This is a genomic window from Streptomyces sp. B1866 (genome assembly GCF_031932565.1).
Lineage (GTDB): Bacteria > Actinomycetota > Actinomycetes > Streptomycetales > Streptomycetaceae > Streptomyces.
On record NZ_JAVSCF010000058.1, the window covers coordinates 1 to 26788 of the forward strand.

At 73.9% G+C, this 26788-nt stretch carries 26 protein-coding genes and 2 tRNA genes; 20 read left to right on the top strand and 8 right to left on the bottom strand.

The genetic code is table 11. The features are described from left to right. On the top strand, window positions 1-1626 hold a 1626-nt coding region (locus RKE29_RS11090), incomplete at its 5' end, for a TIGR03767 family metallophosphoesterase (RefSeq protein WP_312004989.1). Window positions 1627-1833: 207 nt separating this feature from the next. Here RKE29_RS11090 and RKE29_RS11095 read toward each other — a convergent pair. Beyond that, window positions 1834-3015: a hypothetical protein gene (locus RKE29_RS11095; RefSeq protein WP_312004990.1), complete on the bottom strand. Its 1182-nt coding sequence runs from the start codon at window positions 3013-3015 to the stop codon at window positions 1834-1836. Window positions 3016-3154: 139 nt separating this feature from the next. Further along, window positions 3155-5767 carry an aminopeptidase N gene (gene pepN, locus RKE29_RS11100; RefSeq protein WP_312004991.1) on the bottom strand — a complete coding sequence of 871 codons (2613 nt, stop codon included), beginning with the start codon at window positions 5765-5767 and terminating at the stop codon, window positions 3155-3157. 262 nt (window positions 5768-6029) lie between these two features. On the opposite strand from pepN, the gene RKE29_RS11105 reads away from it, so the two are divergent. Further along, window positions 6030-6668 carry a DsbA family protein gene (locus RKE29_RS11105; protein WP_312004992.1) on the top strand — a complete coding sequence of 213 codons (639 nt, stop codon included), beginning with the start codon at window positions 6030-6032 and terminating at the stop codon, window positions 6666-6668. A gap of 165 nt (window positions 6669-6833) precedes the next feature. Here RKE29_RS11105 and RKE29_RS11110 read toward each other — a convergent pair whose 3' ends face one another. Together RKE29_RS11110 and RKE29_RS11115 are read right to left on the bottom strand one after the other, a co-directional pair. Continuing rightward, window positions 6834-7475 carry a superoxide dismutase gene (locus RKE29_RS11110; protein WP_312004993.1) on the bottom strand — a complete coding sequence of 214 codons (642 nt, stop codon included), beginning with the start codon at window positions 7473-7475 and terminating at the stop codon, window positions 6834-6836. A gap of 103 nt (window positions 7476-7578) precedes the next feature. Then, window positions 7579-8970, bottom strand: coding sequence for an amino acid permease (locus RKE29_RS11115; RefSeq protein ID WP_312005015.1), 1392 nt, complete (start codon window positions 8968-8970; stop codon window positions 7579-7581). Between the two features lie 723 nt (window positions 8971-9693). On the opposite strand from RKE29_RS11115, the gene RKE29_RS11120 reads away from it, so the two are divergent. After that, window positions 9694-10176, top strand: coding sequence for a ribose-5-phosphate isomerase (locus RKE29_RS11120; RefSeq protein ID WP_312004994.1), 483 nt, complete (start codon window positions 9694-9696; stop codon window positions 10174-10176). Window positions 10177-10355: 179 nt separating this feature from the next. On the opposite strand, the gene RKE29_RS11125 is transcribed toward RKE29_RS11120, so the two are convergent. Then, window positions 10356-11585 carry a GNAT family N-acetyltransferase gene (locus RKE29_RS11125; protein ID WP_312004996.1) on the bottom strand — a complete coding sequence of 410 codons (1230 nt, stop codon included), beginning with the start codon at window positions 11583-11585 and terminating at the stop codon, window positions 10356-10358. 128 nt (window positions 11586-11713) lie between these two features. Here RKE29_RS11125 and RKE29_RS11130 point away from each other — a divergent pair, with 128 nt between their 5' ends. Further along, window positions 11714-12862 (top strand): PP2C family protein-serine/threonine phosphatase, encoded by a 1149-nt coding sequence (locus tag RKE29_RS11130; RefSeq protein ID WP_312004997.1) that lies wholly within the window; start codon window positions 11714-11716, stop codon window positions 12860-12862. On the opposite strand, the gene RKE29_RS11135 is transcribed toward RKE29_RS11130, so the two are convergent. Then, window positions 12822-14048, bottom strand: a complete 1227-nt coding sequence (locus tag RKE29_RS11135; protein ID WP_312004998.1) for an acyltransferase family protein — start codon at window positions 14046-14048, stop codon at window positions 12822-12824. The two genes, RKE29_RS11130 and RKE29_RS11135, sit on opposite strands and share 41 nt — an antisense overlap. A 305-nt stretch (window positions 14049-14353) precedes the next feature. On the opposite strand from RKE29_RS11135, the gene RKE29_RS11140 reads away from it, so the two are divergent. Further along, window positions 14354-14548 (top strand): hypothetical protein, encoded by a 195-nt coding sequence (locus RKE29_RS11140; RefSeq protein WP_312004999.1) that lies wholly within the window; start codon window positions 14354-14356, stop codon window positions 14546-14548. 1035 nt (window positions 14549-15583) lie between these two features. Here the strand turns inward: RKE29_RS11140 and RKE29_RS11145 are convergent. Next, window positions 15584-15994, bottom strand: a complete 411-nt coding sequence (locus RKE29_RS11145; protein WP_312005000.1) for an ATP-binding protein — start codon at window positions 15992-15994, stop codon at window positions 15584-15586. Window positions 15995-16268: 274 nt separating this feature from the next. Here RKE29_RS11145 and RKE29_RS11150 point away from each other — a divergent pair, with 274 nt between their 5' ends. The 13 genes from RKE29_RS11150 to RKE29_RS11210 all read left to right on the top strand — a co-directional run bounded on the left by RKE29_RS11150 (window position 16269) and on the right by RKE29_RS11210 (window position 24387). Then, window positions 16269-16577: an antibiotic biosynthesis monooxygenase gene (locus RKE29_RS11150; protein ID WP_312005001.1), complete on the top strand. Its 309-nt coding sequence runs from the start codon at window positions 16269-16271 to the stop codon at window positions 16575-16577. Beyond that, window positions 16574-17842, top strand: coding sequence for a helix-turn-helix transcriptional regulator (locus tag RKE29_RS11155; RefSeq protein WP_312005002.1), 1269 nt, complete (start codon window positions 16574-16576; stop codon window positions 17840-17842). The genes RKE29_RS11150 and RKE29_RS11155 overlap by 4 nt, the downstream gene beginning before the upstream one ends. 323 nt (window positions 17843-18165) lie before the next feature. Next, the gene (locus RKE29_RS11160) at window positions 18166-18519 is read left to right on the top strand and encodes a hypothetical protein (protein ID WP_312005003.1); all 354 of its coding nucleotides are present in this window, start codon (window positions 18166-18168) and stop codon (window positions 18517-18519) included. Window positions 18520-18524: 5 nt separating this feature from the next. Beyond that, the gene (locus tag RKE29_RS11165; RefSeq protein WP_312005005.1) at window positions 18525-19886 is read left to right on the top strand and encodes an FtsK/SpoIIIE domain-containing protein; all 1362 of its coding nucleotides are present in this window, start codon (window positions 18525-18527) and stop codon (window positions 19884-19886) included. Between the two features lie 88 nt (window positions 19887-19974). Next, window positions 19975-20229 carry a hypothetical protein gene (locus tag RKE29_RS11170; protein ID WP_312005006.1) on the top strand — a complete coding sequence of 85 codons (255 nt, stop codon included), beginning with the start codon at window positions 19975-19977 and terminating at the stop codon, window positions 20227-20229. A gap of 66 nt (window positions 20230-20295) precedes the next feature. Continuing rightward, window positions 20296-20919, top strand: a complete 624-nt coding sequence (locus RKE29_RS11175) for a DUF2637 domain-containing protein (RefSeq protein ID WP_312005007.1) — start codon at window positions 20296-20298, stop codon at window positions 20917-20919. A 22-nt stretch (window positions 20920-20941) separates the two neighbouring features. Next, window positions 20942-21133 (top strand): mobile element transfer protein, encoded by a 192-nt coding sequence (locus RKE29_RS11180; protein WP_312005008.1) that lies wholly within the window; start codon window positions 20942-20944, stop codon window positions 21131-21133. 27 nt (window positions 21134-21160) lie between these two features. Next, the gene (locus tag RKE29_RS11185; protein ID WP_312005009.1) at window positions 21161-21355 is read left to right on the top strand and encodes a hypothetical protein; all 195 of its coding nucleotides are present in this window, start codon (window positions 21161-21163) and stop codon (window positions 21353-21355) included. A gap of 96 nt (window positions 21356-21451) precedes the next feature. Then, entirely contained in the window at window positions 21452-21658 is a 207-nt protein-coding gene (locus RKE29_RS11190; RefSeq protein ID WP_312005010.1) for a hypothetical protein, read from the top strand. 94 nt (window positions 21659-21752) lie between these two features. Next, on the top strand, window positions 21753-23039 hold the full coding sequence (locus RKE29_RS11195) for a replication initiator (RefSeq protein ID WP_312005016.1): 1287 nt from the start codon (window positions 21753-21755) through the stop codon (window positions 23037-23039). Further along, complete coding sequence (locus RKE29_RS11200; protein ID WP_312005011.1) at window positions 23036-23245, top strand: excisionase family DNA-binding protein; 210 nt, start codon at window positions 23036-23038, stop codon at window positions 23243-23245. The genes RKE29_RS11195 and RKE29_RS11200 overlap by 4 nt, the downstream gene beginning before the upstream one ends. Further along, entirely contained in the window at window positions 23245-23895 is a 651-nt protein-coding gene (locus RKE29_RS11205) for a hypothetical protein (RefSeq protein ID WP_312005012.1), read from the top strand. Before RKE29_RS11200 ends, RKE29_RS11205 begins: the two co-directional genes overlap by 1 nt. A 3-nt stretch (window positions 23896-23898) precedes the next feature. Continuing rightward, window positions 23899-24387, top strand: coding sequence for a tyrosine-type recombinase/integrase (locus tag RKE29_RS11210; protein WP_312005013.1), 489 nt, complete (start codon window positions 23899-23901; stop codon window positions 24385-24387). Between the two features lie 66 nt (window positions 24388-24453). Here the strand turns inward: RKE29_RS11210 and RKE29_RS11215 are convergent. Further along, window positions 24454-24527, bottom strand: a tRNA-Gly gene (locus RKE29_RS11215). Between the two features lie 352 nt (window positions 24528-24879). Here RKE29_RS11215 and RKE29_RS11220 point away from each other — a divergent pair. Continuing rightward, a tRNA-Pro gene (locus RKE29_RS11220) sits at window positions 24880-24953 on the top strand. Window positions 24954-25189: 236 nt separating this feature from the next. Then, a complete protein-coding gene (gene tig / locus RKE29_RS11225) occupies window positions 25190-26626 on the top strand; it encodes a trigger factor (protein ID WP_312005014.1) in 1437 nt (478 codons plus the stop codon). The last annotated feature ends 162 nt before the right edge of the window (window positions 26627-26788 follow it).

The window sequence follows — 26788 nt, forward strand, 5'->3', positions numbered from 1 at the left end:
CCGGCCGCCGCGCGCTCCGCCGCGGGCCCGCACGGCTCCCCGCACGCCCTGGCGACCGGCGCACCGGCCGCCGGACCCGCGCGTCCTTCGGCGGACGGCACCACGCTGCGCTCCGTCGCCGCCCCGCGCGGGTCGACCGGCTACCGGCGCCTGGCCGACGGCCCGGGGTGGGCCCGTACCGTACGGACCGAGCTGGCGCCCGCCCACGCCGGACGGGACGCGCGGCGGACCGTCCTGGCCTCCTTCGCGCAGTTCACCGACCTGCACCTGGTCGACGTGCAGCACCCGCTGCGGTTCGAGTACCTGCGGGCCCAGGCGGCGAGCGCCTGGCGGCCGCAGGAGGCGCTGTCCGTCGTCGGCGTCGTCTCGCTGATCGAGCGGGTCAACGCGCTGCGCGGCGGGCCGGTCACCGGTCACCCGCTGTCCTTCGTCATGACCACCGGCGACAACACCGACAACAACGCGCGCGTCGAGCTGGACTGGTTCCTCACCGCCATGAACGGCGGCCGCATCACCCCCGACACCGGCGACCCGCGCCACTACGAGGGCGTGCAGGACAGCGGCCTGAGCCTGTACTGGCAGCCGGAGAGCGCGCTGCGCGACGCCGACAAGCGGGCCGGCTTCCCGCGCCTGGACGGCTTCCTCGCCGCCGCGACCCGGCCCGTGCACAGCCCCGGCCTGCGCGTCCCCTGGTACTCCACCGTCGGCAACCACGACAGCCTGCCCGGCGGCGCGTACACCGCGGGCGACCCGTTCTTCGCGGACTTCGCCACCGGCGGCCGCAAGCTCCTGCGCGTCTCCGACGCCGACGCCGAGACCCTGTGGCGCGTCGCGCGCCGCGGCGACGACCCGGCGGGCGAGGCGATCAAGGCCCTGCTCGGCAGCCGGACCCGGCAGATGCGCGGCGTCACCCCCGACGAGCGGCGGGCGCCCTTCACCCCGCGCGAGTACCTGGCCGCGCACCTGGCGCCCGAGCACACCGGCCCGGGCCCGACCGGCCACGGCTACACCGAGGACAACCTGGACGGCACCCGGCTGTACTACACCTTCCCCGTCGCCGACGGCGTGCTCGGCGTCAGCCTGGACAGCACCGACCCCGGCGGCCACTTCACCGGCTCGGTCGGCACCGCCCAGCTGCGCTGGCTGGAGCGGACCCTGACCCGGCACGCGGACGAGCGCGTGCTGGTCTTCAGCCACCACACCAGCACCACGATGGGCAACCTCACCCGCGACCCGGCCCGCCCGCACGAGCGGCGGCACGGCGGGGCGGAGGTGGCGGCCCTGCTGGCCCGCCACCGCAACGTCCTGGCCTGGATCAACGGGCACAGCCACCGCAACGCGATCCGGCCGCGCGACGGCTTCTGGGAGGTCACCACGGCCTCGCACGTCGACTATCCGCAGCTCGCGCGGGTCATCGAACTGGTGGACAACCACGACGGCACCCTGTCGCTGTTCACCACGCTCGTGGAGTCGGCGGCTCCGCACCGCACGGACTTCGCCGACCTGTCCCAGACCGGCCTCGCCGCGCTCTACCGGGAGCTGGCGTTCAACGCGCCGGGCGCCCGGAGCGCCCTCGCCGGCCACCCGGAGGACCGCAACACGGAGCTGCTGATCGGCAGGCGCTGACCCGGGGCCCGGCTCGTGGTGCGCGGACGCGGGGCCCGTACGGCGGCGGCCGGCCCTCCGGACCGTACGTCCGGGGCCGGCCGGAGCCGGGCCCGGCCCGCACGGGGGCGCGGGCCGGGCCGTACGGGCCCCGCGTCCGCGTCGCCCCGCGAACCGGGCCCAGGAGCCGGGCCCATGAGCCGGACGCGCCTCGGGGCCGGGGCGGCCTCACCTCGGCAGGATGTGCACGTGCCCGGCCCGGCCGCGGTCGGCGGCGGCCACCAGGGCCCGGATGATCTCCGCGGCCTGCCGCTGCGGAGCCTCGCGCAGCTCCTTCGGCGTGACGCGCACCACCGTGATGCCCAGCTTCGCCAGGCACTCCGACCGGCTGCCGGGCCGCTCCGGCCGCGCGGAGCCCTCCGGCCGGACGGGCCCGGTCCCGCCGGGACCCGTACCGCCGTGCGCCGGGCCGTCCGTGACGGGGTGGGTGTGCGCCGGGCCGGGGCGCGCCGGGCGGGCGGAGGGGCGCTGGGCCGGCCGGGCGGTGCGCGGCTGCCGGGCCGCGTGGCCGCGGGGCCGGGCGGCGGGCCCGGCGGCGGGGCCGGGGTGCGGCACCTGGGTGTCGATCTCCAGGGCGACGCCCAGCTCCGGCCAGTACGCGTCCACGCCGCCCAGGTACGGGCCGCCCGGCAGCCTCAGGTCGACGTGCCACAGCGGCTCGGGCAGGCCGTGCGCGCGCACCAGGGCGTACAGCCGGCCCTCGGCCACGGCCCGGCCCTCCGTGACGAGCGTGTCGATGGCGCCGGCCACGTGCGGCCGGGACAGCAGCCGGGCCCGGCCCAGCTCGCCGACCACGGCCGCCGCGTCGCAGTGCCCGCCGCGCACCGCCTCGGTGAGCAGGCGGGCCACGGTGGTGGGGTCGGCGAGCCGGGCGGTGGCGTCGGCCAGCGCCCGGGCGGCAGGCGCGGTGGGCAGGTCCGCGACCACTTCGGGCCGGGGCGGGCACTGGGTGGACACGAAGCGGACGAAACCGGTCGAGCGCAGTCGCTGCGTGCGCGGTACGAGCACGTCCACCCGGTCGACGGCGGGCAGGGCCGGGACGGCGGAGAAGCGGCGCAGGGCCAGTGCCGCGAGGCCGGTGATCATGGCGTCGCCGAATCCGGGCCCCTCGGTGCGGCTCGCGGTGTACAGCAGGGCGGCGTGCAGCCGCTCCTCGCCCGTCGGGGGTCCCGGATGCAGCAGGTGCACGCCGGGCAGCAGGCGCCGCCAGGGGCCGCCCGCGCGGCACCGCTCGGCGACGGCGGCCGGGCTCACGCCGTGCTCGCGCAGCTGGCTGGTGGTCAGGACCCGCCGCTGGGCGTCGGACAGGTGGTGCAGGGGCCGGGGCGGGTGCGGGGGGTTTGCGTTCATGGTCCGGCCATTCCCGGCGCCGCCCGTCGCCCCACCCCCTGTTACACGCCTGTCGACAAACACGGACAAGTCAGCACTAAAGCACGGTAGTTCGAGTGTCGACCACGTGTCAGCCGACCACCTGTCGGCCGACCGCGTGTCAGCGGGACGCCCGCGCGTCGCACTCCTGTCCCCGCAGGGCCCGCGCCAGGTCGTCCCGGGCCTCCACCACCAGCCGGCGCAGCGCGGGCGCCGCGCCCGGGTGGTCGGCCAGCCACGCGTCGGCCGCCCGCAGCGTGTCCCGGTCGCCCTGGAGAGCCGGGAACAGGCCCCGGACCACGGACATCGCGATCTCGATCGACCGCTCCCGCCACACCCGCTCGATCACCTCGAAGTACCGCGGCCCGTACGGCGCGAGCAGGTCCCGCCTGACCGGCTGGGCGAAACCGGCGATGGTGGCCTCCACCAGCGCGTTGGACAGCTCGTCGGACTCCACCACCGACGCCCACGCCGCCGCCTTCACCTCCGCCGACGGCCGCGCGGCCAGGCACCGCACCTGGTGCCGCTTACCCGAGGCGGTGTCGTCCCGTGCCAGCTCGGCCCCGATCGCGGCGGCGTCGGCGGCGCCGTGGGCGGCCAGCGGCTCCAGGAAGTCCCAGCGCAGCTCCTGGTCGACGTCCAGGCCCTCGACCGCCGCCGTGCCGTCCAGCAGCCCGCGCAGCAGCTCCAGGTCGGAACCGGCCGTGGCCACCCGCGCGAAGAAGCGCGCCCACGCCAGCTGGTGGCCGCTGCCCGGCGCGGCCCGCCGCAGCTCGCGCAGCGCGCCCTCGGCGGCCAGCCGCCCGCCCTCCTGCCGCCACTCCGGCGCCGCGTAGTGCAGCAGCGCCGACTGCGCCCAGGTGTGCAGCATCTGGAGCACGCCGACGTCCGTCTCGTCCCCGGCGAACCGCAGCACCAGGTCCAGGTAGTCACGCGCGGGCAGCAGGCCGTCCCGGGTGAGGTTCCACAGCGCGGACCAGCACAGCGCCCGGGCGAGCGGGTCGGAGATGCGGCCCAGGCCCGCGCGCAGGGCCGCCAGCGAGCCGTCGTCGAAGCGCACCTTGCAGTAGGTGAGGTCGTCGTCGTTGACCAGGATCAGGTCGGGCCGCTCGGCCCCGGCCAGCCGGGGCACGGCCGTGCGCGGCCCGTCGACGTCCACCTCCACGCGCGCGTACCGCACCAGGGTGCCCTCGGGGCCCTGCGCGCGGTACAGCCCCACCGCCACCCGGTGCGGGCGCGGCGGCTCACCCTCCTGGACTACCGCCAGCTCGGCGATCCGCCCCGCGCCGTCGTACACCGCCTCCGGCGTGAGCGTGTTGACGCCCGCCGTCTGGAGCCAGGCGCGCGACCAGGCGGCCATGTCCCGGCCGGAGGTCTCCGTCAGCACCGCCAGCAGGTCGGCCAGCCGGGTGTTGCCGTAGGCGTGCCGCTTGAAGTACCGCCGGGCGCCCTCCAGGAACGCCTCCCGGCCCGCGTACGCCACGAGCTGCTTGAGCACCGACGCGCCCTTGGCGTACGTGATCCCGTCGAAGTTGAGCTTGGCGTCCTCCAGGTCGCGGATGTCGGCCGTGACCGGGTGCGTGGACGGCAGCTGGTCGGCGCGGTACGCCCACGCCTTGCGGCGGTTGGCGAACGTGATCCAGCCGTCGGCGAACCGCGTCGACTCCACCAGCGACAGGGCGCCCATGAAGTCCGCGAACGACTCCTTCAGCCACAGGTCGTCCCACCACTCCATGGTCACCAGGTCGCCGAACCACATGTGGGCCATCTCGTGGAGGATCACGTTCGCCCGGCCCTCGTACGACGCCTCGGTGACCTTGCCGCGGAAGACGAACTCCTCGCGGAAGGTCACGCAGCCCGGGTTCTCCATCGCGCCCAGGTTGTACTCCGGCACGAACGCCTGGTCGTACTTGCCGAACGGGTACGGGTAGTCGAAGTGGTCGTGGAAGAAGTCCAGGCCCTGCTTGGTGACCGTGAAGATGTCGTCCGCGTCGAAGTGCTTGGCCAGCGACGCGCGGCACAGCGCCCCCAGCGGGATCTCCAGCACCGACCCGTCCGGCAGCTCCCGCCGGTAGTGGTCGCGCACCTGGTGGTAGGGGCCGGCGACGACCGCCGTGATGTACGTCGAGATCGGCTTCGTCGGCGCGAACCGCCAGGTGGCCGCCCCGCCGCCCACCGGCTCCGGCGCGCCCCGCTCCGCGCTGTTGCTCAGCACCGCCCAGTCCGCCGGGGCGGTCACCGTGAAGGTGAAGGGCGCCTTCAGGTCCGGCTGCTCGAAGGTGGCGAACACCCGGCGGGCGTCGGCCGGCTCGTACTGCGTGTACAGGTAGACCAGCCCGTCCTCCGGGTCCACGAAGCGGTGCAGGCCCTCGCCCGTCCGGCTGTAGGCGCAGTCCGCGTCGACCACCAGCTCGTTCTCCGCGGCCAGGCCCTCCAGGGCGATCCGCGCCCCGTCGAAGACCGCCGCCGGGTCCAGCTCCCGCCCGTTGAGCACCACCGACCGCACCGCGGGCGCGATCAGGTCCACGAACGACGCCGCGCCCGGCTCGGCGCAGCGGAAGCGGAGCGTCGTGGTGGACCGGAAGGTCCGCGGCCCCGGCCCGGCGCCCGGGCCCGTGGCGGCCGGCGCCGCGCCCACGGCCGACCGCAGGTCGAGCGCCACCTCGTACGCCGCGGCGGACAGCAGCCTCGCCCGCTCGCGGGCCTCGTCACGGGTCAGGTTCTCACCGGGCACGGCAGCGGCTCCTCGTCTTGGGGGGGGCGTCGGGCGGTCGGGCGCCCGGCGGGCGGGGAACGGGCGTTGCGTCGTCGGCTGCGCCACCCGGGTGACGAACATCCGGGTGACGAGCAGGTGTGTCGGACGCTCGAAATCATGACACGGGGCACTGACAGCGGGGACCCGGCAGGCTCGGCCGGGAATGGTCCGGCGGCCGGGCCGGTTGCAGAAGAACGCATACCCGCGCAGCGCACGTGTTCGCCTGAGGAGTGACTGAGACGTGACCGAGACCGCGAAGACCCCCGCCGACTTCTGGTTCGACCCGCTGTGTCCGTGGGCCTGGATGACCTCGCGGTGGATCCTGGAGGTGGAGAAGGTCCGCCCGGTCGAGGTGCACTGGCACGTGATGAGCCTGGCCGTGCTGAACGAGGACAAGCTCGACCAGGTGCCCGAGGAGTACCGGGAGGGGCTGCGCACCACGGCGTGGTGGGGGGTGCGCGTGGTGATCGCCGCGCAGCTCAAGCACGGTCAGGAGGTGGTCGGCCCGCTGTACACCGCGCTGGGCACCCGCATCCACAACCGGGGCGAGGGCCGCTCGAAGGAGACGATCGCCGCGGCCCTCCAGGACGTCGGCCTGCCCGCCGACCTGCTGGACTACGCCGAGTCCGACGAGTACGACGCCGAGCTGCGCGCCTCCCACAAGGAGGGCATCGACCTGGTGGGCCAGGACGTCGGCACGCCGGTCGTCGCGGTGCCCGGCCCCGGCGGCGGGCGGATCGCCTTCTTCGGACCCGTGGTGACTCCGGCGCCGAAGGGCGAGGACGCGGCCAAGCTGTGGGACGGCACGCTGGCGGTGGCCTCGATCCCCGGCTTCTACGAGCTGAAGCGCACGAGGACGGTCGGCCCGATCTTCGACTGACAGTCAACGTCTGACAGCTGACAGTATTCAATATTTGTTATCTGTGATCTGATCGCTGATATGGAGAGGTCCCCGCGCGACGCGACCGCGCGGGGACCTCCCCTTTTCCGCCTGCCCGCCGCGACGGTGAGAAGACGATCACGAGGCAGGGGTCCGGGCGCCCCGTCAGGGGGCGAGCAGCAGGCCGTGGGCCCGCTCCTTGGCGGCGGCGTAGCGGGCGGCCACGTCCTGCCAGTTCACGACCTTCCACATGGCCTCGACGAAGTCCACCTTCTGGTTGCGGTACTGGAGGTAGAAGGCGTGCTCCCAGGCGTCGAACACCAGGACCGGCACCGAGCCCTGCCCGGCGTTGCCCTGGTGGTCGTACACCTGCTCGACCACGAGACGGCCGCTGACCGGCTCGTACGCGAGCACGCCCCACCCCGAGCCCTGCGTGGTGGCCGCGGCCTTGGACAGCTGGGCCCGGAACTTGGCGAACGAGCCGAAGTGCTCGGCGAGGGCCGCCGCCAGCTCCCCGGTCCCGTCCTGCTCCGACGGCTCGCCGCCGCCGTCGCCGCTCATGTTGGTCCAGTAGATGCTGTGCAGGATGTGCCCGGACAGGTGGAAGGCCAGGTTCTTCTCCAGCCCGTTGATCGCCCCCCACTGGTCCTTGTCCCGGGCCTCCGCGAGCTGCTCCAGCGTGTCGTTCGCGCCCTTCACGTAGGCCGCGTGGTGCTTGTCGTGGTGCAGCTCGATGATCTCGGGGCTGATGACCGGGGCCAGTGCCGCGTAGTCGTACGGGAGTTCAGGAAGTGTGTAGATGGCCATGCCGAGCCCTCCGGGGCGCCTTATTGCAAATAACTTGCAGGTGCACGCTACCACCAACAAGGGTCGGGGTGCGGGGCCGCCCCGACGTGGGCGTCAGCGGGCCTCAGCGGTCGCGGGACGGGGGAGAGGCCCCCGACGGGGAAGGGGCGGGCTGGGGCGAAGGCCCGCGGCGGGCGCTGCCCCCGCCCCCGGCGACCCGCTTCCGGAGCAGCGCACACCCCACCACGCCCGCCGCCACCAGAGCCGACAGCAGGACCTGGTCCCGGCCGTCGTCGTCGGTGAGCATGTAGCCCAGCACGAACACGATCATCCCGATCGTCGCCCAGGTGAGGTACGGGAACAGCCACATCCGCACCACCAGCCGCTCGGGCGCCTCCCGCAGCACGATGCCCCGCATACGCAGCTGCGTGCAGGCGATGACCAGCCACACGAACAGCGCCACCGCGCCCGAGGAGTTCAGAAGAAACAGGAAGACCGTTTCCGGCCACTGGTAGTTGAAGTAGACGGCGGCGAAGCCGAAGGCGACCGAGCCGAGGATCGCGTGCCGCGGTACGCCGCGGGCGGACAGACGGGTGAAGGCGCGGGGCGCGTCGCCGCGGCGGCCGAGGGAGAAGGCCATCCGGGACGCGGTGTACAGGGCGGAGTTCAGACAGGACAGGACGGCGGTCAGCACGATGACGTTCATGACCTGTCCCGCGTGGGGGATGCCGATCGAGTCCAGCGCGGCCACGTAGGCGCCCCGGTCGGCGATCGCGGGCGCGTCCCACGGCAGCAGGGTGACCACCACGAAGACGGACCCCAGGTAGAAGACGGCTATCCGCCATATGACGCTGTTGACGGCCCTGGCGACGGCCCGCCGCGGGTCCTCGGACTCCCCGGCCGCCAGGGTGACGATCTCGCTGCCCATGAAGGAGAAGACGACCATCAGCACGCCGGTGAGGATCGCGCCCGGCCCGCGGGGCAGGAAGCCGCCGTGGTCGGTGAGGTGGGCCAGGCCCGCGCCCTCGTTGCCGGAGCCGGGCAGCACGCCGCCCACCGCGAGGCCGCCCACCACGATGAACGCCGCGATGGCCACGACCTTGATGCCCGCGAACCAGAACTCGAACTCGCCGTACGAGGACACCGAGGCCAGGTTCGCCGCGGTGAGCGCCAGCATGACGATCAGCGCCCAGCCCCACCGCGGCACGGCGGGTAACCAGCCGTTCAGGATCACCGCGCCCGCGGTCGCCTCCACGGCCAGCACGACGACCCAGAAGAACCAGTACAGCCAGCCGATGGAGAACCCCGCCCACCGGCCCAGCGCCCGGTCGGCGTACTCCGAGAAGGACCCGGAGGACGGGTGCGCCGCGGCCATCTCGCCGAGCATCCGCATCACCAGGACGACCAGCAGACCCACCAGCGCGTAGCTGATCAGAATGCCGGGCCCGGCCCCGGCGATGCCCTTGCCGGAGCCGACGAACAGCCCGGCGCCGATCACCCCGCCAATCGCGATCATCGACAGGTGGCGGTTCTTCAGGCCCGGCTTCAGGCCCTCGGGCGACGGGCCCGGCTTCGGGCCCTCGGGCGACGGGCCCGGCTTCGGGCTCTCGGGCGACGGGCCGGGCCCGGCGGCCGGGGCGCGGCCGGGCGGCGGGGTCTCACCGGGCACTCAGGACTGCCCCATCGCTCCGCACGCGTGGCACACCCAGGACGAGTCGTCACCGGTGACGTTCGAGCTTCCGCAGGCCGAGCAGGTCAGGCCGGCGCAGTACGGCCGGCCCGGCGCGCGGCGCACGCGGCGCCCGCCGACCGGGCAGCCGTCCGCGCGGCGCCCGCACACCGGCCGGCCGCTTCCGGGGCGGTGCGCCCACGGGCGCCCAGCCGGCTCGCTGACGCGTCGCCGCAGACCAGCAGACGTCATACTCACTCCCTGTCCGACGAGAGGTCCCACGAGAAGTCCGGCGGGAGCCCCGGCGGGGAGCCGGCGGGTCCGGCCGGGGCCCGGCGGGCGCTGTGCCGAGAGGCCGGCGGGAGTCCCGCGGGCTTCCCCACCAGGGTAGGCGCCGACCCCCGGGACGGACGGCTACGCAGGGCCGTCGTCGCGAGGCGTCGCCCCCGCCCCAGCCGCCGCACCCCGCCGCCGTACCCCCGCCGCCCGTACCGCCCTGCCGCCGCCGTACCGCCCGAGGGCCGACCACCCCAGGTCACGGCCGCGCCGCCGCCATGTCACACTCGGGGCATGCGCGTCTACATCGGCTCCGACCACGCGGGCTACGACCTGAAGAACCACCTCGTCGAGTGGCTCACGGCCGCCGGCCACGAGCCCGTCGACTGCGGGCCGCACCACTACGACGCGGAAGACGACTACCCCCCGTTCTGCCTGCGCGCGGCCGAGGGCACCGCCGCCGACCCCGGCAGCCTCGGGATCGTGATCGGCGGCTCGGGCAACGGCGAGCAGATCGCGGCCAACAAGGTCAGGGGCGTACGGGCGGTGCTGGCCTGGAGCGAGGAGACCGCCGCGCTCGGCCGCGAGCACAACGACGCGAACGTCATCAGCGTCGGCGGGCGGATGCACACGCGCGAGGAGGCGACCAAGTTCGTCGAGGTCTTCCTCGGCACGCCGTACTCGGGCGAGGAGCGGCACACCCGGCGCATTGGCATGATCAGCGCGTACGAGACCACGGGCGAGCTGCCGCCGCTGCCCGCCGCACCCGCGGGCTGACGCGGCGGGGCTGACGCGGCGGCGCGGCCCGTACGAGCGGCCTCGACCCGGCCCGTACGAGCCGAGCCCCGTAACGAGCCGGGCCCGCACGGAACCGGACAGCGGCCCGTACAGGCCCGGGACCGGGCTCAGGGGCCCTGCTCCGGGGCGCCCGCTCAAAGGAGCAGGAGCGAAGGAGTTCAGAAGCTGTGGGGGAGCCAGGGGGCGGCATCGGTGCCGAAGGCGGCCGACGCCGCCGCCAGCGCGCCCGGCCGCAGCTCCCGCACCCGGCCCGCCGCCGCCAGCGCGGCCAGCGACACCCCGCCCAGGTAGGCGGCGCCCAGCTCCCGCACCCCCAGGGCCAGGCCGGGCTCGGCGTCCGTACGCGTACAGGACGCGCCGGAGGCGTCGCCGGTCAGCCGCCACCGGCCCGCGTTCCACGGGCAGAAGGCGTCCGCCACCTCCAGCACCACGTCCACCGGGACCCGGTAGGTGCGGGCCTCCAGCGCCGCGCCCACCTCGACCGGGCGCAGGTAGAGCGCGTCGGACACGCCCACCCGGCAGCGCCGTATGTCGGAGACCAGGAGCTGCCAGGGCGCGTCGACCGCGGTGTCGCGCACCTTCAGCGTCGACGTCAGGTCGATGTCGAAGAGGTACCGCCACAGGGCCGCGTACGCCGCCGGGTCCAGCGCCTCCAGGTCGCGCAGCAGCACCGTGCCGTCCGCCCGCGCGTCGTCCCACTCGGGCTTGACCGCGTAGCGCGCGTAGCCCACGACCTCGCCGTCCGCCTCGGCCAGCACGCAGCGCAGCGGGGAGGCGCCCTCGCGGTCGTTCGCCGGGTCCAGCAGCGGCAGCCGCTCCCAGCCGGGCTGCCGGGCCAGCATGCCGGGGCGGGCGGGCACCCGGCGGGCGTAGACGGCCTCGCACGCCTCGACGGCGTCGGCGGGCGCCACGTCGCGCAGCCGCACGGCGTCGGTGCCGTCGGGTACGGACAGCCGCACCCGGCTGGTGTCGATCTCCGCGGTCCCCCGGAAGGTCGCCACGCCGAAGCCGAACCGCCCGTAGATGTCGGGTTCCGAGGCGGTCAGCACGGCCAGCGGCTCACCCGCCGCGCGGATGTCCGCCAGCAGCCGCGCCATCATCGAGCGCAGCACCCCGCGGCGCCGGTACGTGGGCCGCACGCCGATCATGGTGATCCCGCCCGCGGGCACCAGGCCGCCGCCCGGCACGGCCAGCCGGAAGGTGAAGACCCCGCCGGTCCCGACCAGCGTGTCCCCGTCCCACGCGCCGATCGAACGCCCGGTCTCGGTCAGGTCACGCCACAGCGACAGCTCCTCGGGCGTCTCCGGGACCCCACCGAAGGCCAGCAGCAGCGTGTCGTACCATTCGTCCCACCTGTTGGGGTCGAACACCCGCAGCTCTGTCGTCATGGCCCCATCCCTACCAGCGCGTTCCCGTACGCGCGAACGAATATCGCTTACGATTGCCCACTCCGGCGAGTGGTTCGACGCGCCGCGAATCGACGCGCGTCCGAACGGGTGGGTAGGGTCCCGTGGCAATGAGCGGCGGCGCGGACACGATGACGGCCCGGATGCGCAAGGCACTGCACCGGGTCCGCACGCGCATGCGCCGGGCCGGCGTCGACTACTTCCGCGGTGACGGCTCCGACCGCTTCGCCTTCTCCGTCCTGCTGCTGACCGTACCCGCCATCGCCTGCGGCACCGTCGCCCAGCCCGACTGGTGCGCGCCCGCCGCCCTCGTGCTGCCGATCGTCGCCGGCGGCCTGGTGCTGCGCCCGGCGAGCCTGCTGGGCCTGTACGCCGCGGCGGCCACCGCCCTCATCGTGGAGTCCGCCATCCTCGGCCCGTACACCGGCGCCGAGGCGGACGGCGCCGCGCACGTCACGCCCGGGACCATCCTGGTGGTGGCGGCCATCGGCTTCTTCGGGCTGCTGATCGCCCAGTTCCGCAGCCGCGTCGGCGTGCCGTGGAGACGCGGCGGCACCATGCTGTTCGACCTGCGCGAGCGCATCCGGGTGCAGAGCAAGCTGCCCGGGCTGCCGCGCGGCTGGCACCAGGACATGTCGCTGCGTCCAGCAGGCGGACAGTCCTTCTCCGGCGACTTCGTCGTCGCGGCCCGTACGAACGGCGGCCGCACGCTGGAGGTCGTGCTCACCGACGTGTCCGGCAAGGGCATGGACGCGGCCTCCCGCGCCCTGCTGCTGTCCGGCGCGTTCGGCGGCCTGCTCGGATCGCTGCCGCCGCACGGCTTCCTGCCCGCGGCCAACGGCTACCTGCTGCGGCAGAGCTGGGAGGAGGGGTTCGCGACCTCCATCCACCTCGTGCTGGACCTCGACAGCGGCGACTTCGAGCTGTACTCGGCCGGGCACCTGCCCGCGCTCCAGCTCAGCGCGGGCACCGGGCGGTGGGAGGAGAAGGCGGCGGAGGGCCCGCTGCTGGGCGTCTACGACGGCGCGCAGTTCGACCCCATCAAGGGCGCGCTGCAACCCGGGGACGTGCTGATGCTGTTCACCGACGGCCTGGTGGAGACCGCGGACCGGGACATCACCGAGGGCATCGACCGGCTGACCGGCGAGGCCGACCGGCACGTCTCCGCCGGCTTCCGCGGCGTGGCCTGGGACCTCATCGAAGCGGTGGCCAAGGACGTCAACGACGACCGGGCGCTGCTGCTGATCTGCCGCGACTAGCCGATCCGCCGCGACCGGACTCCCGCCGGGCCCCGGGCACGGCCGCGGGCCCCGCCGCGTACCCCGTCGTGAACGCCCACGCCATCCGCGGCTCCACGGCCCACCGGAAGGCCCGCCGCACCACAGGCGTGCACAGCAGGGTGACCCATCCGGCGGCCACCAGCGTGACGGCCACCTCGCCCAGCGGCTCGCGGGGCCACGCGCACGCGTCGTACCAGCCCCAGAAGCGCGAGCCCTTGGCGAGGAAGCCGTGCAGCAGATAGCCGTACAGCGTCCCCGCGCCGAGGCCCGTGAACCAGGTGCGCCGCCGCGGCACCCAGGCCAGGAAGCACGCGGCCAGCAGCAGCGAGCAGCCGAACAGCGCGCAGGTCATCACCGGCCCGGTCCACGCCGGGGCGCCCAGCTCCTGCACGCTGTCGCGCCGGTAGAGCCACGCCCGGGCCATCCGGGGCCGGGCCCAGTACGCGACCGCCAGCGCGCCCGCGAAGACCGGGACGGCCGCCACGCGCACCGCGCGCCGCCGCAGCCGGTCCAGGTGGTCCGGCCGCAGCCGCAGGCCCAGCACGAAGAACGGCAGGAACTGGAGCACCCGTTGCAGGTCCAGGTCGTCGCCCAGGTCCGGCGACACGGCCGCGAACGAGGCGATGAGCAGCGCGAGCGGGACCGGGTGGCGCACCGCGCGCCACAGGGGAGTGGTCAGCCGCCAGACGAACAGCGCGACCAGGAACCAGGTCAGGTACCACGGGTCGAGCAGGCTGACGCCGAAGGACGGATCGCCGTCCGCCCAGCGCTTGAAGAGGCTGTAGCCGGTCTCGAACACGACGTACGGCACGGCGACCCCGGTGACCAGCCGCCGGACCCGGTCCGGCCGCGCGTCGAAACCGCGCGAGAAGTAGCCGGAGACGATGACGAACGCCGGCATGTGGAAGGTGTAGACGGTCAGGTACAGCGCCCCGGCCGTCCGGCTGCTGTCCGTCAGCGGCTCCCACGCGTGGCCCATGGCGACCAGTACCAGGGCCAGGTACTTGGCGTTGTCGAAAAACGGATCCCGCGTCCCGGATCCGGCCCCCCGCCCGTCGGCCGCGCCGCCCCGCGGCGGCCGCGCCGCGGTCCGCGGCGGCTCCGCCGTCCGGGCGGCGGGGATCACCGGCCGCCGACGGCCGGAAGGGCGCGGCGCGCTGGTCACCGGACCGCGGTCGACGGGACGGCGAGCCTTACGGTACGTGGTCGTCTCGTGACGGAATGGAGCACCCGAGGCACGATAGCGCCGATACCCGGCAGGGCAAAACCTCCCATGACGCCGCCTCAGCACCCCGCCCCGCGTCACCCCGCCCCACGCGTACCAGCGGTCCGCGGCGCACGGCACACCGCGCGAAAGGCCAGTCGTCTCCTACAGATGCGAAGTTGATGGCACGATAGTCACCGCGGGGGTGTGCGAGGTCGCGTACTTCCGGGCCGGTACGAGTGTTGCGACCGAGGGTGTGATCAGTTGTGGCCATCTCCCTGTCCCTGGTGTTGCTGGTGGGGATCATCCTCGCGCTGATGATCCGCAACAACCAGGTCAAGTGGGGTCCGGCGCTTGTCGCGGCGCTCTTCGGCTTCCTGCTCGCGTCCACCGACGCGGCCCCCGACATCCAGCACTTCCTGGACCAGATCGCGAACTCGATAGCGGACATCCAGTTCTGACCGGGCGGCCGCCCGGGGCGTACGCACGCGTGTGCGAACGCGAACGGCCCGGCCCCGGGGAGTCCCGGGCCGGGCCGTAGGCCGCTCGGCCGTGGAGCGGGCGACGGGAATCGAACCCGCGTAGCCAGTTTGGAAGACGACGGATGGGGCTGGCGGGAGAGCTGGGGCGTTGCTGACCTGCGCAGAAGCGAACGTATCACTGTGGTTCCCCGTGAGTCCCCGCGGCGTGCCCTGGGGACGGGCACGTGGGGGGCACGGGGGCGGACCCGCCCGCCCAGCGTGGGGCGTGAAGCGTAGGGCATGCGCCTTGTAAGGGCGACGCTCAATCGGGCCAACCCCGCTCGCGCGGGGACCACTCGAGGTCGATGACGATGTCCCGCGGCGCGGCGGGACCACCCCCGCTCGCGCGGGGACCACTCGAGGTCGATGACGATGTCCCGCCGCGCCGCGGGGACCACCGAGTTGGCCGGTGAGACGGAGGGCGTTCCCGGGGACCACCCCCGCTCGCGCGGGGACCACCCTTCCCGAGCTGCGGTTTCAGAGGGGCTTTGCCGTCTCTTTGCCGCACTGGATCGCCATCACCCGAACATACTGCCAGTCAGCGGGCGGCGCCGGAGCCTCCGGCAGACCACCGGCCGGAGCGGGGCGGGCCCCTCCTCGGTCGGGCAGCTTTGCCGGACCAGGGTTCTCCAGGGGGCGCCAAGGCTCACACCGTGACGCTTGCGCTCGGCCTTGGCGCCCCCTGGAGGTTCCTGGTACGCCTCCGGTGCCCGGCCGAGGAGGGGCCCGCCCCGTGACCCACCGCCCCACCGCACCCCAACGCGCCCGCGCGTGCGGTGCCGTCCCCGCCCCCTCCGAGGGAGGGCCGGGGTGTGGGGTGGAGCCCCGCGATCGTTCCAACGCCGTACGTCGTCGCTCGCGGCACCGGACCGGGCCGCGCGCCGGAGCGGGGCGGAGACAGGAGCGGCGGCGCGCGGGCCGGGCGGGTGCCGCGCCGCGCGGACGCGCGGCGCCTTGAACCCGTAGAGAAGGTTTCTACTCAGACGCCCACGGCGCCCGGAAGCTCATGGGCGGGGCCTCCAGCTCGAACCACACGATGTTCGGCCGGATGGTGCCGTACGCGTCGGCGAGCGCCTGGACGACGGCCAGGCCCCGGCCGGACTCGGCGTCCGGGGTGGCTGCCCTGGCGTGCGGGACGCCTCCCGCCCGGGGGCCGCCGTCTTCGATCTCGACCCGTACGCGGTTGCCCTGGACCATGACCGTCACCGTGAAGTGCCCGCCCGGGTGGCCCGACCGGCTGTGCTGGATCGCGTTGGTGGCGATCTCGCTGATCATCATGCGGATGGCGGCGGACGCGGGCGAGCCGGTGAGGCACTGGGCCGCGAAGCGGCGGGCCCGAAGGATCTGTTCCGGTAGGCCGGGGAAGGTGTGGCGGTAGGTCGGCACGATTCCTCCAGGGGGGAGACCTGCGGCCTTCCGACTCGCTTGGTCATTCGGCTGACTCGGAGCACGGAGAGCCGTACTATAAGTACTAGCACCGTACCCCCTGTGCGAGTACTCCGAGTGCGGGGATCGCACTTTTCGTGCGGATGAACTTCGGTGCTGGTATCCAAGAAGCGCCAACCACTCGCGGCCACCGCCGACCGCTGGACAAACCCCTGGTCGGCCAGATCGCCGAAGCGCTGAACGTTTGGCGCCCCCACGAAGAGGAGGTCATCGCATGTTCGGACTGATGGTCCGGTTCACCTGCAAGGACGCGGACGCGGCTGCCGCGTTCGATGAGCTGGTCGAGCGGACCGGCGAGCAGATCAAGGCTCACGAGCCCGGGACGCTGATCTACGCCGTCCACCGGGTCACCGGCCGTCCGCTCGAACGGATCTTCTACGAGCTGTACCGCGACAAGGACGCCTTCGAGGCGCACGAGGACCAGGACTACGTGAAGGACTTCCTGTCGGCCCGCGAGCAGTACCTCTCCTCCGTTGAGGTGGACTGGCTGAACCTGACGTCCGGCAAGGGCGTGGCCGGTTGAGCCCCGACTACGAAAAGGCGCTCGGCCGGAAGATCGCCTTCAACCGCAAGCGCCGGGGCCTCTCGCAGCGCGAGCTGGCCGCGCTCCTGGACCGGTCCGAAGCCTGGGTGTCCCAAGTCGAGCGGGGCGTGCGCCGCATCGACCGCATGACCGTGCTGGAGAAGGTCGCCGAGGTCCTGGACGTGCCCGTGGCCGAGCTGGCGGCCGAGGCGCCCGTGGTGGCGTCGGCGGCCGTGGAGCCGCCCGGGATCAGCAGGTTGCGCCTGGTGCTGAGTACGGCGCATTCGCTGGCGGCCGTCCTCGGGCACCACCAGCCGCCGGACGTGCCCGAGCTGCGCGCCCAGGTTGACCGGGCGTGGTCGCTGGCCCATGAGGGCAACTACGCGGACCTGGCCGAGCTGCTGGAAGACCTCGTCCCGCGACTGGAGGCGGCCACCCGGGCGGCGCCCGAGGAGGAGCGGCCCGAGCTGTTCCGGCTGATGGCGGCCATGTACCACACGTGCAGTGCGGCGCTGGCGAACATGGGGGAGCCCGAGGCGGCGTGGATCGCCGTGGACCGGGCCGTGGTCGCCGCCGAGCGGGCTGACGACCCGCTGCTGATGGCGGCCGGCGAGTTCCGGCTGTCGATCGTCTTCCTCGGCGCCCGGCACTACGACCAGGCGGCCCGCGTCTCCGGCAGCGCCGCCGACGCACTGCGGCTCATGGCGGAGACCGGCGACGTGCAAGCGCAAGCGCTTCGCGGTGCCCTGACCCTGCAACGGGCGGTCGCCGCCGCGCGTGCCAACCGGGCCGAGGAGGCGTACGAGCACATCGGGCTCGCCCGGGAGCTGGCGGAGCAGGTCGGCGAGGGGCGCAACGACTACAACACCGAGTTCGGCCCGACGAACGTGGACCTGCACGAGATCGCCGTCGCCGTCGACCTCGGCGACGCGGGAGTTGCCCTCCGGACCGCCGGGCGGGTCGACGCCTCGGGACTGTCCGCCGAGCGGCAGTCCCGGTTCCACCTGGACGTGGCCCGCGCGCACGCCCAGCGTCGCCAGATCGCCCCCGCCGTGGCGAGCCTTCGGGAGGCTCGGCGCAAGTCTCCGGAGATCGTCGGTGCCATGCCTNGGGAGGCTCGGCGCAAGTCTCCGGAGATCGTCGGTGCCATGCCTCAGGTCAAGCAGCTCGTGTCCGATCTGCTGACCATGAGCCAGCCGCCGCTGGACGACCTTCGCGCGCTCGCGACCGAGCTGGGCGTACTTCAAGTACGGGTTGGCACTTAAAGTACTAGACGGAACTTTGAGTACGGGTTACTGTGGTGAGCGTCGGCAGGCCCCTCCGCCTCCAGCGGAGTTGGGAGCCGACATGCGAACGCGCCGGGACAGGAAGGCAGACCTGAACCGGCGCGTGAGCGAGAAGGGCCACAGAAACATGTGTGGCCTGAGCGGGAGGCAGCCCACTCAGGCCGGGTGCGTTTTTGGCATCAACGCTCTGGCAGCGTATCGCGCCCGACCCGTACGGGGTCAACCTCCCGTTGCGTAGTGCTTTGTCACCAATTGCGAACCCCGGTCGCGGGGTCGCAGCGCAAGGGAGAGCTGTACTCGTCATGCCGTCGTTCAAGATCGACACTTCGACCGCAGTCACGTTCGTCGCGGTCGCGCCCACGAAGAAGGTCGCCAACCGGCAGACCGGCGAAATCGCGGTGGACCGCGAGACCGGGGCCGAGATGATGACCCTCGGCCTGACCGTCGCCGACGAGGGCGAGGCCGAGCTGTTCACCGTGTCCGTGCCCGCGACCGGCATCCCGGAGGGCCTGCACCTGGGCATGCCCGTCGCGGTGACCGGCCTCAAGGCCCGGACCTGGGAGAACGAGTTCAACGGCCAGAAGCGGTGGGGCATCGCCTTCCGGGCGGTCGCCGTCACGCCCCTGGCCTCGTTCACCGCCGACACGAGGGGCTGACGCCCGTGTCGGGAGCACTCCTCCTGGTACTGGTACCGGCCGTCGTCACCGGGGCCGCCGTGCTCCGGTGGCAACGCCCGGCCTGGTACTGGCTGGCTATCGGCGCCCCGTACGCCATGGTGCGCGTACGGCTGGCGTACGCCTCCGTCATGGACGCCTGCGGCCTGGCCGTCCCGCCGTCCCGGGCCCGGCTCCTGCTGGCCCGCGTCACCCGTACCGACATACCCCCCGACCGGCCCCCGCGCCTGGCCGCTCTGCGCCCGACCCGGACCGGCCTGGTCCTACGGCTGCGGCTGCGCCCGGGACAGGACGCGTTCGACGTGGCGGCGGCCACCGACCGCCTCCGGCACTCCTTCCGCATGCACGGCGTGACCTCACGGGAGGTCAAGGCCGGGGTCGTGGAACTGCGCATGACGGGCTACGACGTGCTCAGGCGCGTCCAGATGCCCGCGGGCGCCAGGGCGGAGGGCCTGCGCATACCGGTCTCGCTGTGCGAGGACGGATCGGTCCACTTCCGCGACTACCGGCAGGTGCCGCACTCCCTGAACCTGGGCGCCACCCAGTCGGGGAAGTCGGTGTACCAGCGCCGCCTGGTCGCCGAGCTGGCCCGGCAACACGTCGCCCTGGTCGGGATCGACTGCAAGCAGGGCGTCGAGCTGGCGCCGCTGGCCCGCCGCTTCTCGGCCCTGGCCGACAACGCCGACGCCGCTGCCGAGCTGCTGGAAACGCTCGTCGCCATGATGGCCGACACGTACCTGGTCATCCGGCGCGAGCAGCGCCTCAGCGCCGACATCCCGGACGCGGAGATCACCGCCGACATCTGGGGCCTGCCGGAGCACCTGCGGCCGGTGCCGGTCGTGCTGCTGATCGACGAGGTGGCCGAGCTGGCGCTGTTCGCCAACGCGGCGGAGAAGAAGCGCCGCGAGCGCATCGTCACGTCCCTGGTCCGGCTGGTGCAGCTCGGCCGGGCGGCAGGCATCTACGTCGAGATCTGCGGCCAGCGCTTCGGCTCCGAGCTGGGCGACGGGATCACCATGCTCCGCGCCCAGTTGACCGGCCGCGTCGCCCACCGGGTCAACGACGAGGCGTCGGCCAAGATGGCCTTCGCCGACATCTCCCCGGACGCCGTGCTGGCCGCGACCATGATCCCCACCGACCGGCCCGGCATGGCCATCGTCGGCGACTCCTCCGGGGGCTGGGTCCGCACCCGTACGCCCTTCACCTCGCTGCGGCAGGCCGTGAGCGCCTGCAACGCCCACGCGCACCGCACGCCGGGCCTGCCCGAGCTGGCCCCGTTCCGGCCCGCGCTGCCCGGCCCGGTCCCGGTCCCCGGGCCCGCCGCCGAACAGCCGCCGCTCGCGGCCTGATCCCTCCCAACCCCCAACGGTCGGCGCGGCCGTCTCCGCGCCAGGTCCCTACCCCACCCATGCCTGAACACCGGAAGGAACGGCCGCCTTGACCGCCTCCCTGGGCTTCTACGCCACCCGCGCCACGTCCGTACGGCTCCACGTCTACGGCACCACACGCGCCCCGATCCTCCAGCTCGACGGCTCGGACCACTCCCTGGCCATCACCGCCTTCGACTCCCTGCCGGTCGCCGATCACCTGGCCTTCGCCCGTGCGCTGGCCGCTGCCACCGCCGACTACCTCACGGCCCTGCTGACGTACGCCGCCGCCGTGGCGGACGACGACACCGCCGACGCCCGATGACCCCCGGTGCCGGGCGGGCCGTCCCCACCCCGCCCGGCGCCCACCACCCGCTGAGGAGACCCGACCGTGCGCGCCCTTCCCCGGCCCGACGCCCTCACGGTGCAAGCCGTGATCGCCGGTGCCCTGTCCTTCGCCCACCTGCACGACATCGCCGAGGCGGCCGGGCAACGCGGCTGGAAGGCGTGGGCCTACCCGGTCAGCGTCGATCTGCTGCTGGTCGCCGCCTGGCGTCGGCTGCGCAGCCTCCGCGCTGCCGAAGGTCCCGTACGGGCCGCCTGGCTCTGGTTCGCCGTCGCCCTGGCCGCGTCGCTCGGCGCCAACGTCGCCACGGCCGGGCTGATGGACCCGCACCACGTGCCCGCCTGGCTGCGCGTCCTCGTCGCCGGGTGGCCCGCCCTGGCCTTCCTCGGCGGGACGCTCCTGGTCCACGCCCCGGCGCCCGCACCCGCCGCGCCTGACTCTCCGCCCGCGCCGGACGGCTCGCCCGCCCCGGCCGGGTCCTCGCCTCCGGCCCAGCCGCCGGCGGTCCTGGCCGGGCCGCCCGTACCGGCCGCCCTGCTCGACCACGCCCGGAAAGTCGCCGACGCCCACCGCGCCGCGACCGGCGCCCCCATCGACCCCGCCACCCTCCGCGCGCGCCTCGGCGTCCCCGCGCCGCTCGCCGACGCCATCGCCGCCCGCCTCACCTGACCGTCCGGAAGGAGATCCGCCCATGCCCCGCCGCGACCACTTCCACTCCGTCTCCCGCATCGGCCCCGTCCAGATCGGCACCCGCCGCGACCAGTACGGCCGCACCCGCCACGCCGCCGTGTGCACCGCCGAGAACTGCGGCTGGTCCTCGGACTACGCCACCCGCCCCGCCGCCGTCCTCGCCGCCCGTACCCACCGCTGCCGTGCCACCTGACCCGCCCCTCCTGGAGGAATCCGCGCCATGACCGTCCACCTGCCGCTCATCGCCCTGCTCGCCGTCCTCGGCTACTTCGGGCTGAAGCTCACCCGCGTACCCGCCTGGCTGCTCCTGGTCCTCCTTCTGGGCGGCTTCTACCTCGCGGACACCCGCCTCGCGCCCGTGATCGACTCCGGCACCCGCTCCGGCGTCGAGGTCGTCAACGGCACCGACAAGTAACCCGGACCGGCCGCCGGGTGGCGCACAAGCCGCCAAGCATCGCCGCCACCCGCGCGGCCCGGCCCCTTCCGACCGCAATCGAAAGGAAGCCCCATCATGCCTGCGCCCGCCCCTGCCGTGGTGCCGCCCTGCGTCCAGTGCCTCGGCTTCGCCCGCGCCGCCGTCACCACCGGGGCCCGCCACCCCGACGGCACCCGCGCGACCGTCCGCGTCGCCTGCCCGGCCTGCCACGGCACCGGGGCCACCTCGGACCTGCGCGCCCTGATCGCCGACGCGGCTACCGCCGCCTTCACCCGCCACTGAGCCGCCGCCCCCCTTGCAGAAAGGATTCTCCTCCTTGCCCGTCACCACCCCGCCGCCCGTCGCGGACCTGGCGTTCCTCGCCGGTCTCGGCACCATGCCCGCCCTCGTCCGGCAGCTTCGCGGCCTCGGCGGATGCACCACCCCGATCCGCCTCGACGGCCACCGCACGGAACACGCCGTCGACCCCGCCACCGGCGAGATAGGCCCGGCCCTGCATCACCTGGACTCGGCCGCTCTCCCGGCCGGTCACCTCCTGGTCCGCTGCAACAACCGCCGCGCCACCCGCTGCCCGGCCTGCGCCGAGACCTACCGCCGTGACACCTTCCACCTGATCACCGCCGGGCTTCGCGGCGGCAAGGGCACCCCGGAACGCGTCGCCGCCCACCCGCGCGTGTTCGCCACCTTCACCGCCCCGAGCTTCGGGCCGGTCCACAACCGCCCCGCCTCCGGCCGCTGCCGCTGCGGCACACGACACGCCGAACACGCGCCGGAGCTGGGTACCCCGCTGGACCCGGACCGTTACGACTACCAGGCGGCCGTCCTGTGGAACGCGTACGCCTCGAAGATCTGGGCCCGCTTCTCGATCTACCTGCGCCGGGAGGTCGCCAAGCGCGCCGGGCTCACGCAGCGCGCTTTCCGCCACCACGCGCGGGTCTCCTTCGCCAAGGTCGCCGAGTACCAGAAGCGCGGGGCCGTCCACTTCCACGCCGTGATCCGCCTCGACGGCCCGGACGGCGGCGCCACCCCGCCCCCGGCCTGGGCCACCGCCGACCTGCTCGCCGACGCCATCCGGGCCGCCGCCACCGCCGCCGACGTGCCCGGCCCGGTCATCGACGGCCGCGCCCACGCCTTCGCCTTCGGCCGTCAGCTCGACGTGCGGCCCGTACGCACAGCCGACTTCGCCGGGGACGCCGAGCTGACCGAACGCGCGGTCGCCGCCTACATCGCCAAGTACGCCACCAAGGGTGCCGAGGCGGCCACCGGCACCCTCGACCGGCCGCTGAAGTTCCTCGCCGAGCTGGCCCGCATGCGGCTGAGCGACCATGCCCGCCGCCTGATCCGTACCGCCTGGTTCCTCGGCGCCCGTCCGGAGCTGGCAGAACTCCGGCTGCGCGCCTGGGCCCACATGCTCGGCTTCCGCGGCCACTTCTCCACCAAGACCCGCCGCTACTCCACCACCCTCGGCGCCCTCCGCTCGGCCCGCGCCGCCTGGCGCCGCGAGCAGGCCGCGACCGCGCACGGCGACCAGCCGCCCGCCGATGAGACGACCCTCGTCCTCGCGCACTGGTCCTTCGCCGGAACCGGTCTGGCCCGCGCTGAGGAATGGCTCGCGGCGGCCCTCACCCCCGCTCCCGGCACGGAAGGAGAACCCACCGCATGAACGACCGGTACCTGTCCGTCGCCCAGGTCGCCGAACTCCTTGGCACAACCGAGCGCTTCCCCCGGCGCCTGATCGAGGAGCGCCGCATCACATACGTGAAGGTGGGCAGGCACGTCCGCATCCCGGAAAGTGCCGTGCGCGCGTACATCGCCGCCAACACGGTGCGGCCGAGCCGTGGCGGTACGGCCCTGAGGGCGGTGGCCTGATGTCCCAACGCCGTCAGTTCGGCCGCGTGCGCAAGCTGCCATCCGGCCGCTACCAGGCCCGCTACCGGGGCCCGGACGGGCTCGACCGGCCCGCGCCCACCACCTTCCGCACCAAGCGGGAGGCGGACGACTGGCTTGCCGGGGTGCAGTCCGAGCTGGGCCGGGGCGACTGGCGCGACCCCGACGCCGCCAAGGTCCCCTTCGAGAGCTACGCGTCCGCATGGGTGAAAGAACGGCCGCTCGCGCCCCGTACGGCCGAGCTGTACGCCTCGCTGCTGCGGCTGCACCTGATGCCGACCTTCGGCCGAAAGGCCGTCGCGGACATCACCCCGGCCGCCGTGCGCACCTGGCGGCGGGAACGGCTGGACGCGGGCACGGGCCCGTCCACCGTCGCCAAGGCGTACGCGCTGCTGCGCACCGTCATGGGCACCGCCGTCGCCGACGAGCTGATACGCCGCAACCCGTGCCAGATCAGGAACGGCGGCACGGTCACCACCCCCGAACGGCCCACGGCGGCCATTCCCGAGGCGTTCGCCATCGCCGAGGCCATCCAGCCCCGCTATCGCGCGCTCGTCCTCCTCGCGGCCTTCTGCGGCCTGCGCTGGGGCGAACTGGTGGCGCTGCGCCGCCAGGACGTGGACGCCGACTAGGGGTTGATCCGGGTCCGGGGCGCGGTCTCCGAGCTGACGAACGGGCAGCGGGTCTACAAGGCGCCCAAGAGCGAGGCGGGCAAGCGGACGGTCGCCGTCCCGGCCTCCGTCCTGCCCGTGGTGCGCACCCACCTGGACCTGTTCGCCGAGAAGGGCGCCGACGGCCGTGTCTTCGTCGGGGCCAAGAAGGCCACTCCGCGCCGCAACCACTTCAACCGCCTGTGGCACAGGGCGTGTGCCGACGCGGGCGTCAAGGGGCTGCGCTTCCACGACCTGCGGCACACCGGGAACACGCTGGCGTCCCACACCAGTGCCAGCACGCGCGAGCTGATGACGCGTCTCGGCCACAGTTCGGCCCGTGCCGCGCTGATCTACCAGCACGCCAACCGGGAGCGTGAGCGGGAGATCGCCGACGCGATCGACACCATGATCGTGCAGGCGCTGAAGCGCGGTTCCGGCCGGGAGGGGCACGCGGGGGGCACGGGCGGCTGATCCGGCCTGCGGGACGACTCGGGCCCAGGGAGCGGGAACACGCCGCTGACCTGGGCCCGGATCGTGTGGAGCGGGCGACGGGAATCGAACCCGCGTAGCCAGTTTGGAAGACTGGGGCTCTACCATTGAGCTACGCCCGCGCGTGCCGCCCACCCGCACCGGTGGTCCCGGTCGCCCTCAGCCGGTGGTCCGGCCTCGGCGGCCAGGATCGCCGCACGGGTGGCACGCAGTGCATCGTAGCGGGTCCCGGGCGCCTCCCGCACGCCCGCCTCGGCGCCGGTCCGCGGCGGTCCCGGCGGGCCGGTCCGCGCCGGTCCCCGCGGTCGGTCGGCGGCGCGGGGCCGCCGTGGCGGCCGTCGGGCCGTCGGAGCGGTCGCCGGGAGCCGTCGGAACCGCCCGTGGGAGCCGTCGGAGCGGCTGGCGGCATGCCATCGGGCGGAGAATTGTGCAGCCGGTGCGCCTCCGGGCATGTACCCTACGTGTCGCATCTAACGGGGTGTGGCGCAGCTTGGTAGCGCGTCCGCTTTGGGAGCGGAAGGTCGTCGGTTCGAATCCGGCCACCCCGACCGTCACGATCGGCATGATCACCTTGTGGGCCCCCTCCGGCCAACGGTTACTATGCAAGCTCTGCGCCTGTGCCCGCATACCAGGCGCGACCGCCCGCGGCCCGCCGGCCGCGGCGCCGCACCGCGACCCCGAGGACGAGACCACCCCAGACGCGAGTCCCGATCCGCGGGCCACCGACCGCAAACCGAACATAGAACGCAAGACGTCACCCTCGCCAGCCCCAAGGAGACCGACCGTGAAGAGCGCCGTGGAGACCCTGAACCCGACCCGGGTTCGGCTCACTGTCGAGGTGCCCTTCGAGGAGCTCAAGCCCAGCCTCGACGCGGCGTACAAGAAGATCAACAAGCAGGTCACGGTGCCGGGCTTCCGCAAGGGCAAGGTCCCGGCCCGCGTGATCGACCAGCGGTTCGGCCGGGGCGTGGTGCTGGAGGAGGCGGTCAACGACGCGCTTCCGAAGTTCTACACCGACGCGGTCAAGGAGGGCGACATCAACCCTCTGGGCCAGCCGGACGTGGACATCACCGAGCTGAAGGACAACGAGCTGCTGGCCTTCACCGCCGAGGTCGACGTCCGCCCGGCCCTGGAGATCCCGGACTACTCGGGCATCGAGGTCACCGTCGACTCCCTGGAGGTCACCGACGAGGAGGTCGACACCTCGGTCGAGCGGCTGCGGGACCGGTTCGCCACCACGACCGCCGTCGAGCGGGCCGCCGCCGAGGGCGACGTGGTCACGCTCGACCTGGAGGCCCGGGTCGACGGCGAGGTGCTGGAGGACGGGGTCGCCACGGGCGTCAACTACACGATCGGCTCCGGTGAGCTGCTGGAGGGCATCGACGAGGCCGTCACCGGTCTGGAGGCCGGCGGCACCGCGACCTTCACCTCGGAGCTGAAGGGCGGCTCGGCCAAGGGCCGGGAGTCCGAGGTCACCGTCAAGGTCACCGAGGTGAAGTCCCGGGAGCTGCCCGCGCTGGACGACGACTTCGCGCAGCTGGCCAGCGAGTTCGACACGCTGGAGGAGCTGCGGGCCGACGCCCGCGAGCGGCTGGTGCAGAACAAGAAGTACGGCCAGGTCACGCAGGCCCAGGAGAAGGTGCTGGAGGCGCTGCTCGAGCTGGTCGAGGTGCCGATCCCGGAGAAGCTGCTGGCGGAGGAGATCCAGACCCGCAAGCACAACCTGGAGCACCACCAGCTCGGCCAGATGGGCCTGACCCTGGACGCCTACCTGGAGATGCAGGGCAAGACCGCCGAGGAGTTCGAGGCCGAGCTGAAGGAGCAGGCCGAGAAGGGCATCAAGACCCAGTTCGTCCTTGACGAGCTTGTCAGCAAGGAGAAGCTGTCGGTCGGCCAGGAGGAGCTGACCGAGCACCTCATGCGCCGCGCCCAGTCCTCGGGCATGTCCCCCGACCAGTTCGCGCAGGCCGTGGTCGAGGGCGGCCAGGTGCCGGTCCTCGTCGGCGAGGTCGCCCGCGGCAAGGCCCTGGCCACCGTGGTCGAGGCCGCGCGGGTCCTGGACGACAAGGGCGAGGTCGTGGACCTGAACGAGGACGAGGACGAGGCCGCTGAGGACGGCGAGGCCGAGGCGTCGGCCGAGGGCGAGTCCGGTGCCGAGGCCGCGCCGGCCGCCGAGGCCGGTGGCGACGAGGCGGAGGGCCAGGCCAAGGCCGAGGGCTGACCGGGCTCCGCGCGGGTGCGGTCCGCGAGGCCGCACCCGCGCGAGGCTTCGCCCGTACGGCGTGTGAGGCGGCGCCCCGGAGCCCCGGACCCGTGCGGGCCGCCGGCGGCCCGGCGTTCGGCGGCGGGCCGACGCCCCGCGCGCGCCGTGGGGCCCGAGGCC

Bases quoted from the DNA above. Each gene is read 5' to 3' on its own strand.
- RKE29_RS11150 (WP_312005001.1), top strand. From the start codon at position 16,269: ATGTTCGGACTGATGGTCCGGTTCACCTGCAAGGACGCGGACGCGGCT.
- RKE29_RS11200 (WP_312005011.1), top strand. From the start codon at position 23,036: ATGAACGACCGGTACCTGTCCGTCGCCCAGGTCGCCGAACTCCTTGGC.
- RKE29_RS11190 (WP_312005010.1), top strand. From the start codon at position 21,452: ATGCCTGCGCCCGCCCCTGCCGTGGTGCCGCCCTGCGTCCAGTGCCTC.
- RKE29_RS11115 (WP_312005015.1), bottom strand. From the start codon at position 8,970: ATGATCGCGATTGGCGGGGTGATCGGCGCCGGGCTGTTCGTCGGCTCC.
- RKE29_RS11205 (WP_312005012.1), top strand. From the start codon at position 23,245: ATGTCCCAACGCCGTCAGTTCGGCCGCGTGCGCAAGCTGCCATCCGGC.
- RKE29_RS11125 (WP_312004996.1), bottom strand. From the start codon at position 11,585: ATGACGACAGAGCTGCGGGTGTTCGACCCCAACAGGTGGGACGAATGG.
- RKE29_RS11180 (WP_312005008.1), top strand. From the start codon at position 20,942: ATGCCCCGCCGCGACCACTTCCACTCCGTCTCCCGCATCGGCCCCGTC.
- RKE29_RS11185 (WP_312005009.1), top strand. From the start codon at position 21,161: ATGACCGTCCACCTGCCGCTCATCGCCCTGCTCGCCGTCCTCGGCTAC.
- RKE29_RS11120 (WP_312004994.1), top strand. From the start codon at position 9,694: ATGCGCGTCTACATCGGCTCCGACCACGCGGGCTACGACCTGAAGAAC.
- RKE29_RS11110 (WP_312004993.1), bottom strand. From the start codon at position 7,475: ATGGCCATCTACACACTTCCTGAACTCCCGTACGACTACGCGGCACTG.
- RKE29_RS11130 (WP_312004997.1), top strand. From the start codon at position 11,714: ATGAGCGGCGGCGCGGACACGATGACGGCCCGGATGCGCAAGGCACTG.
- RKE29_RS11160 (WP_312005003.1), top strand. From the start codon at position 18,166: ATGCCGTCGTTCAAGATCGACACTTCGACCGCAGTCACGTTCGTCGCG.
- RKE29_RS11095 (WP_312004990.1), bottom strand. From the start codon at position 3,015: ATGAACGCAAACCCCCCGCACCCGCCCCGGCCCCTGCACCACCTGTCC.
- RKE29_RS11195 (WP_312005016.1), top strand. From the start codon at position 21,753: ATGCCCGCCCTCGTCCGGCAGCTTCGCGGCCTCGGCGGATGCACCACC.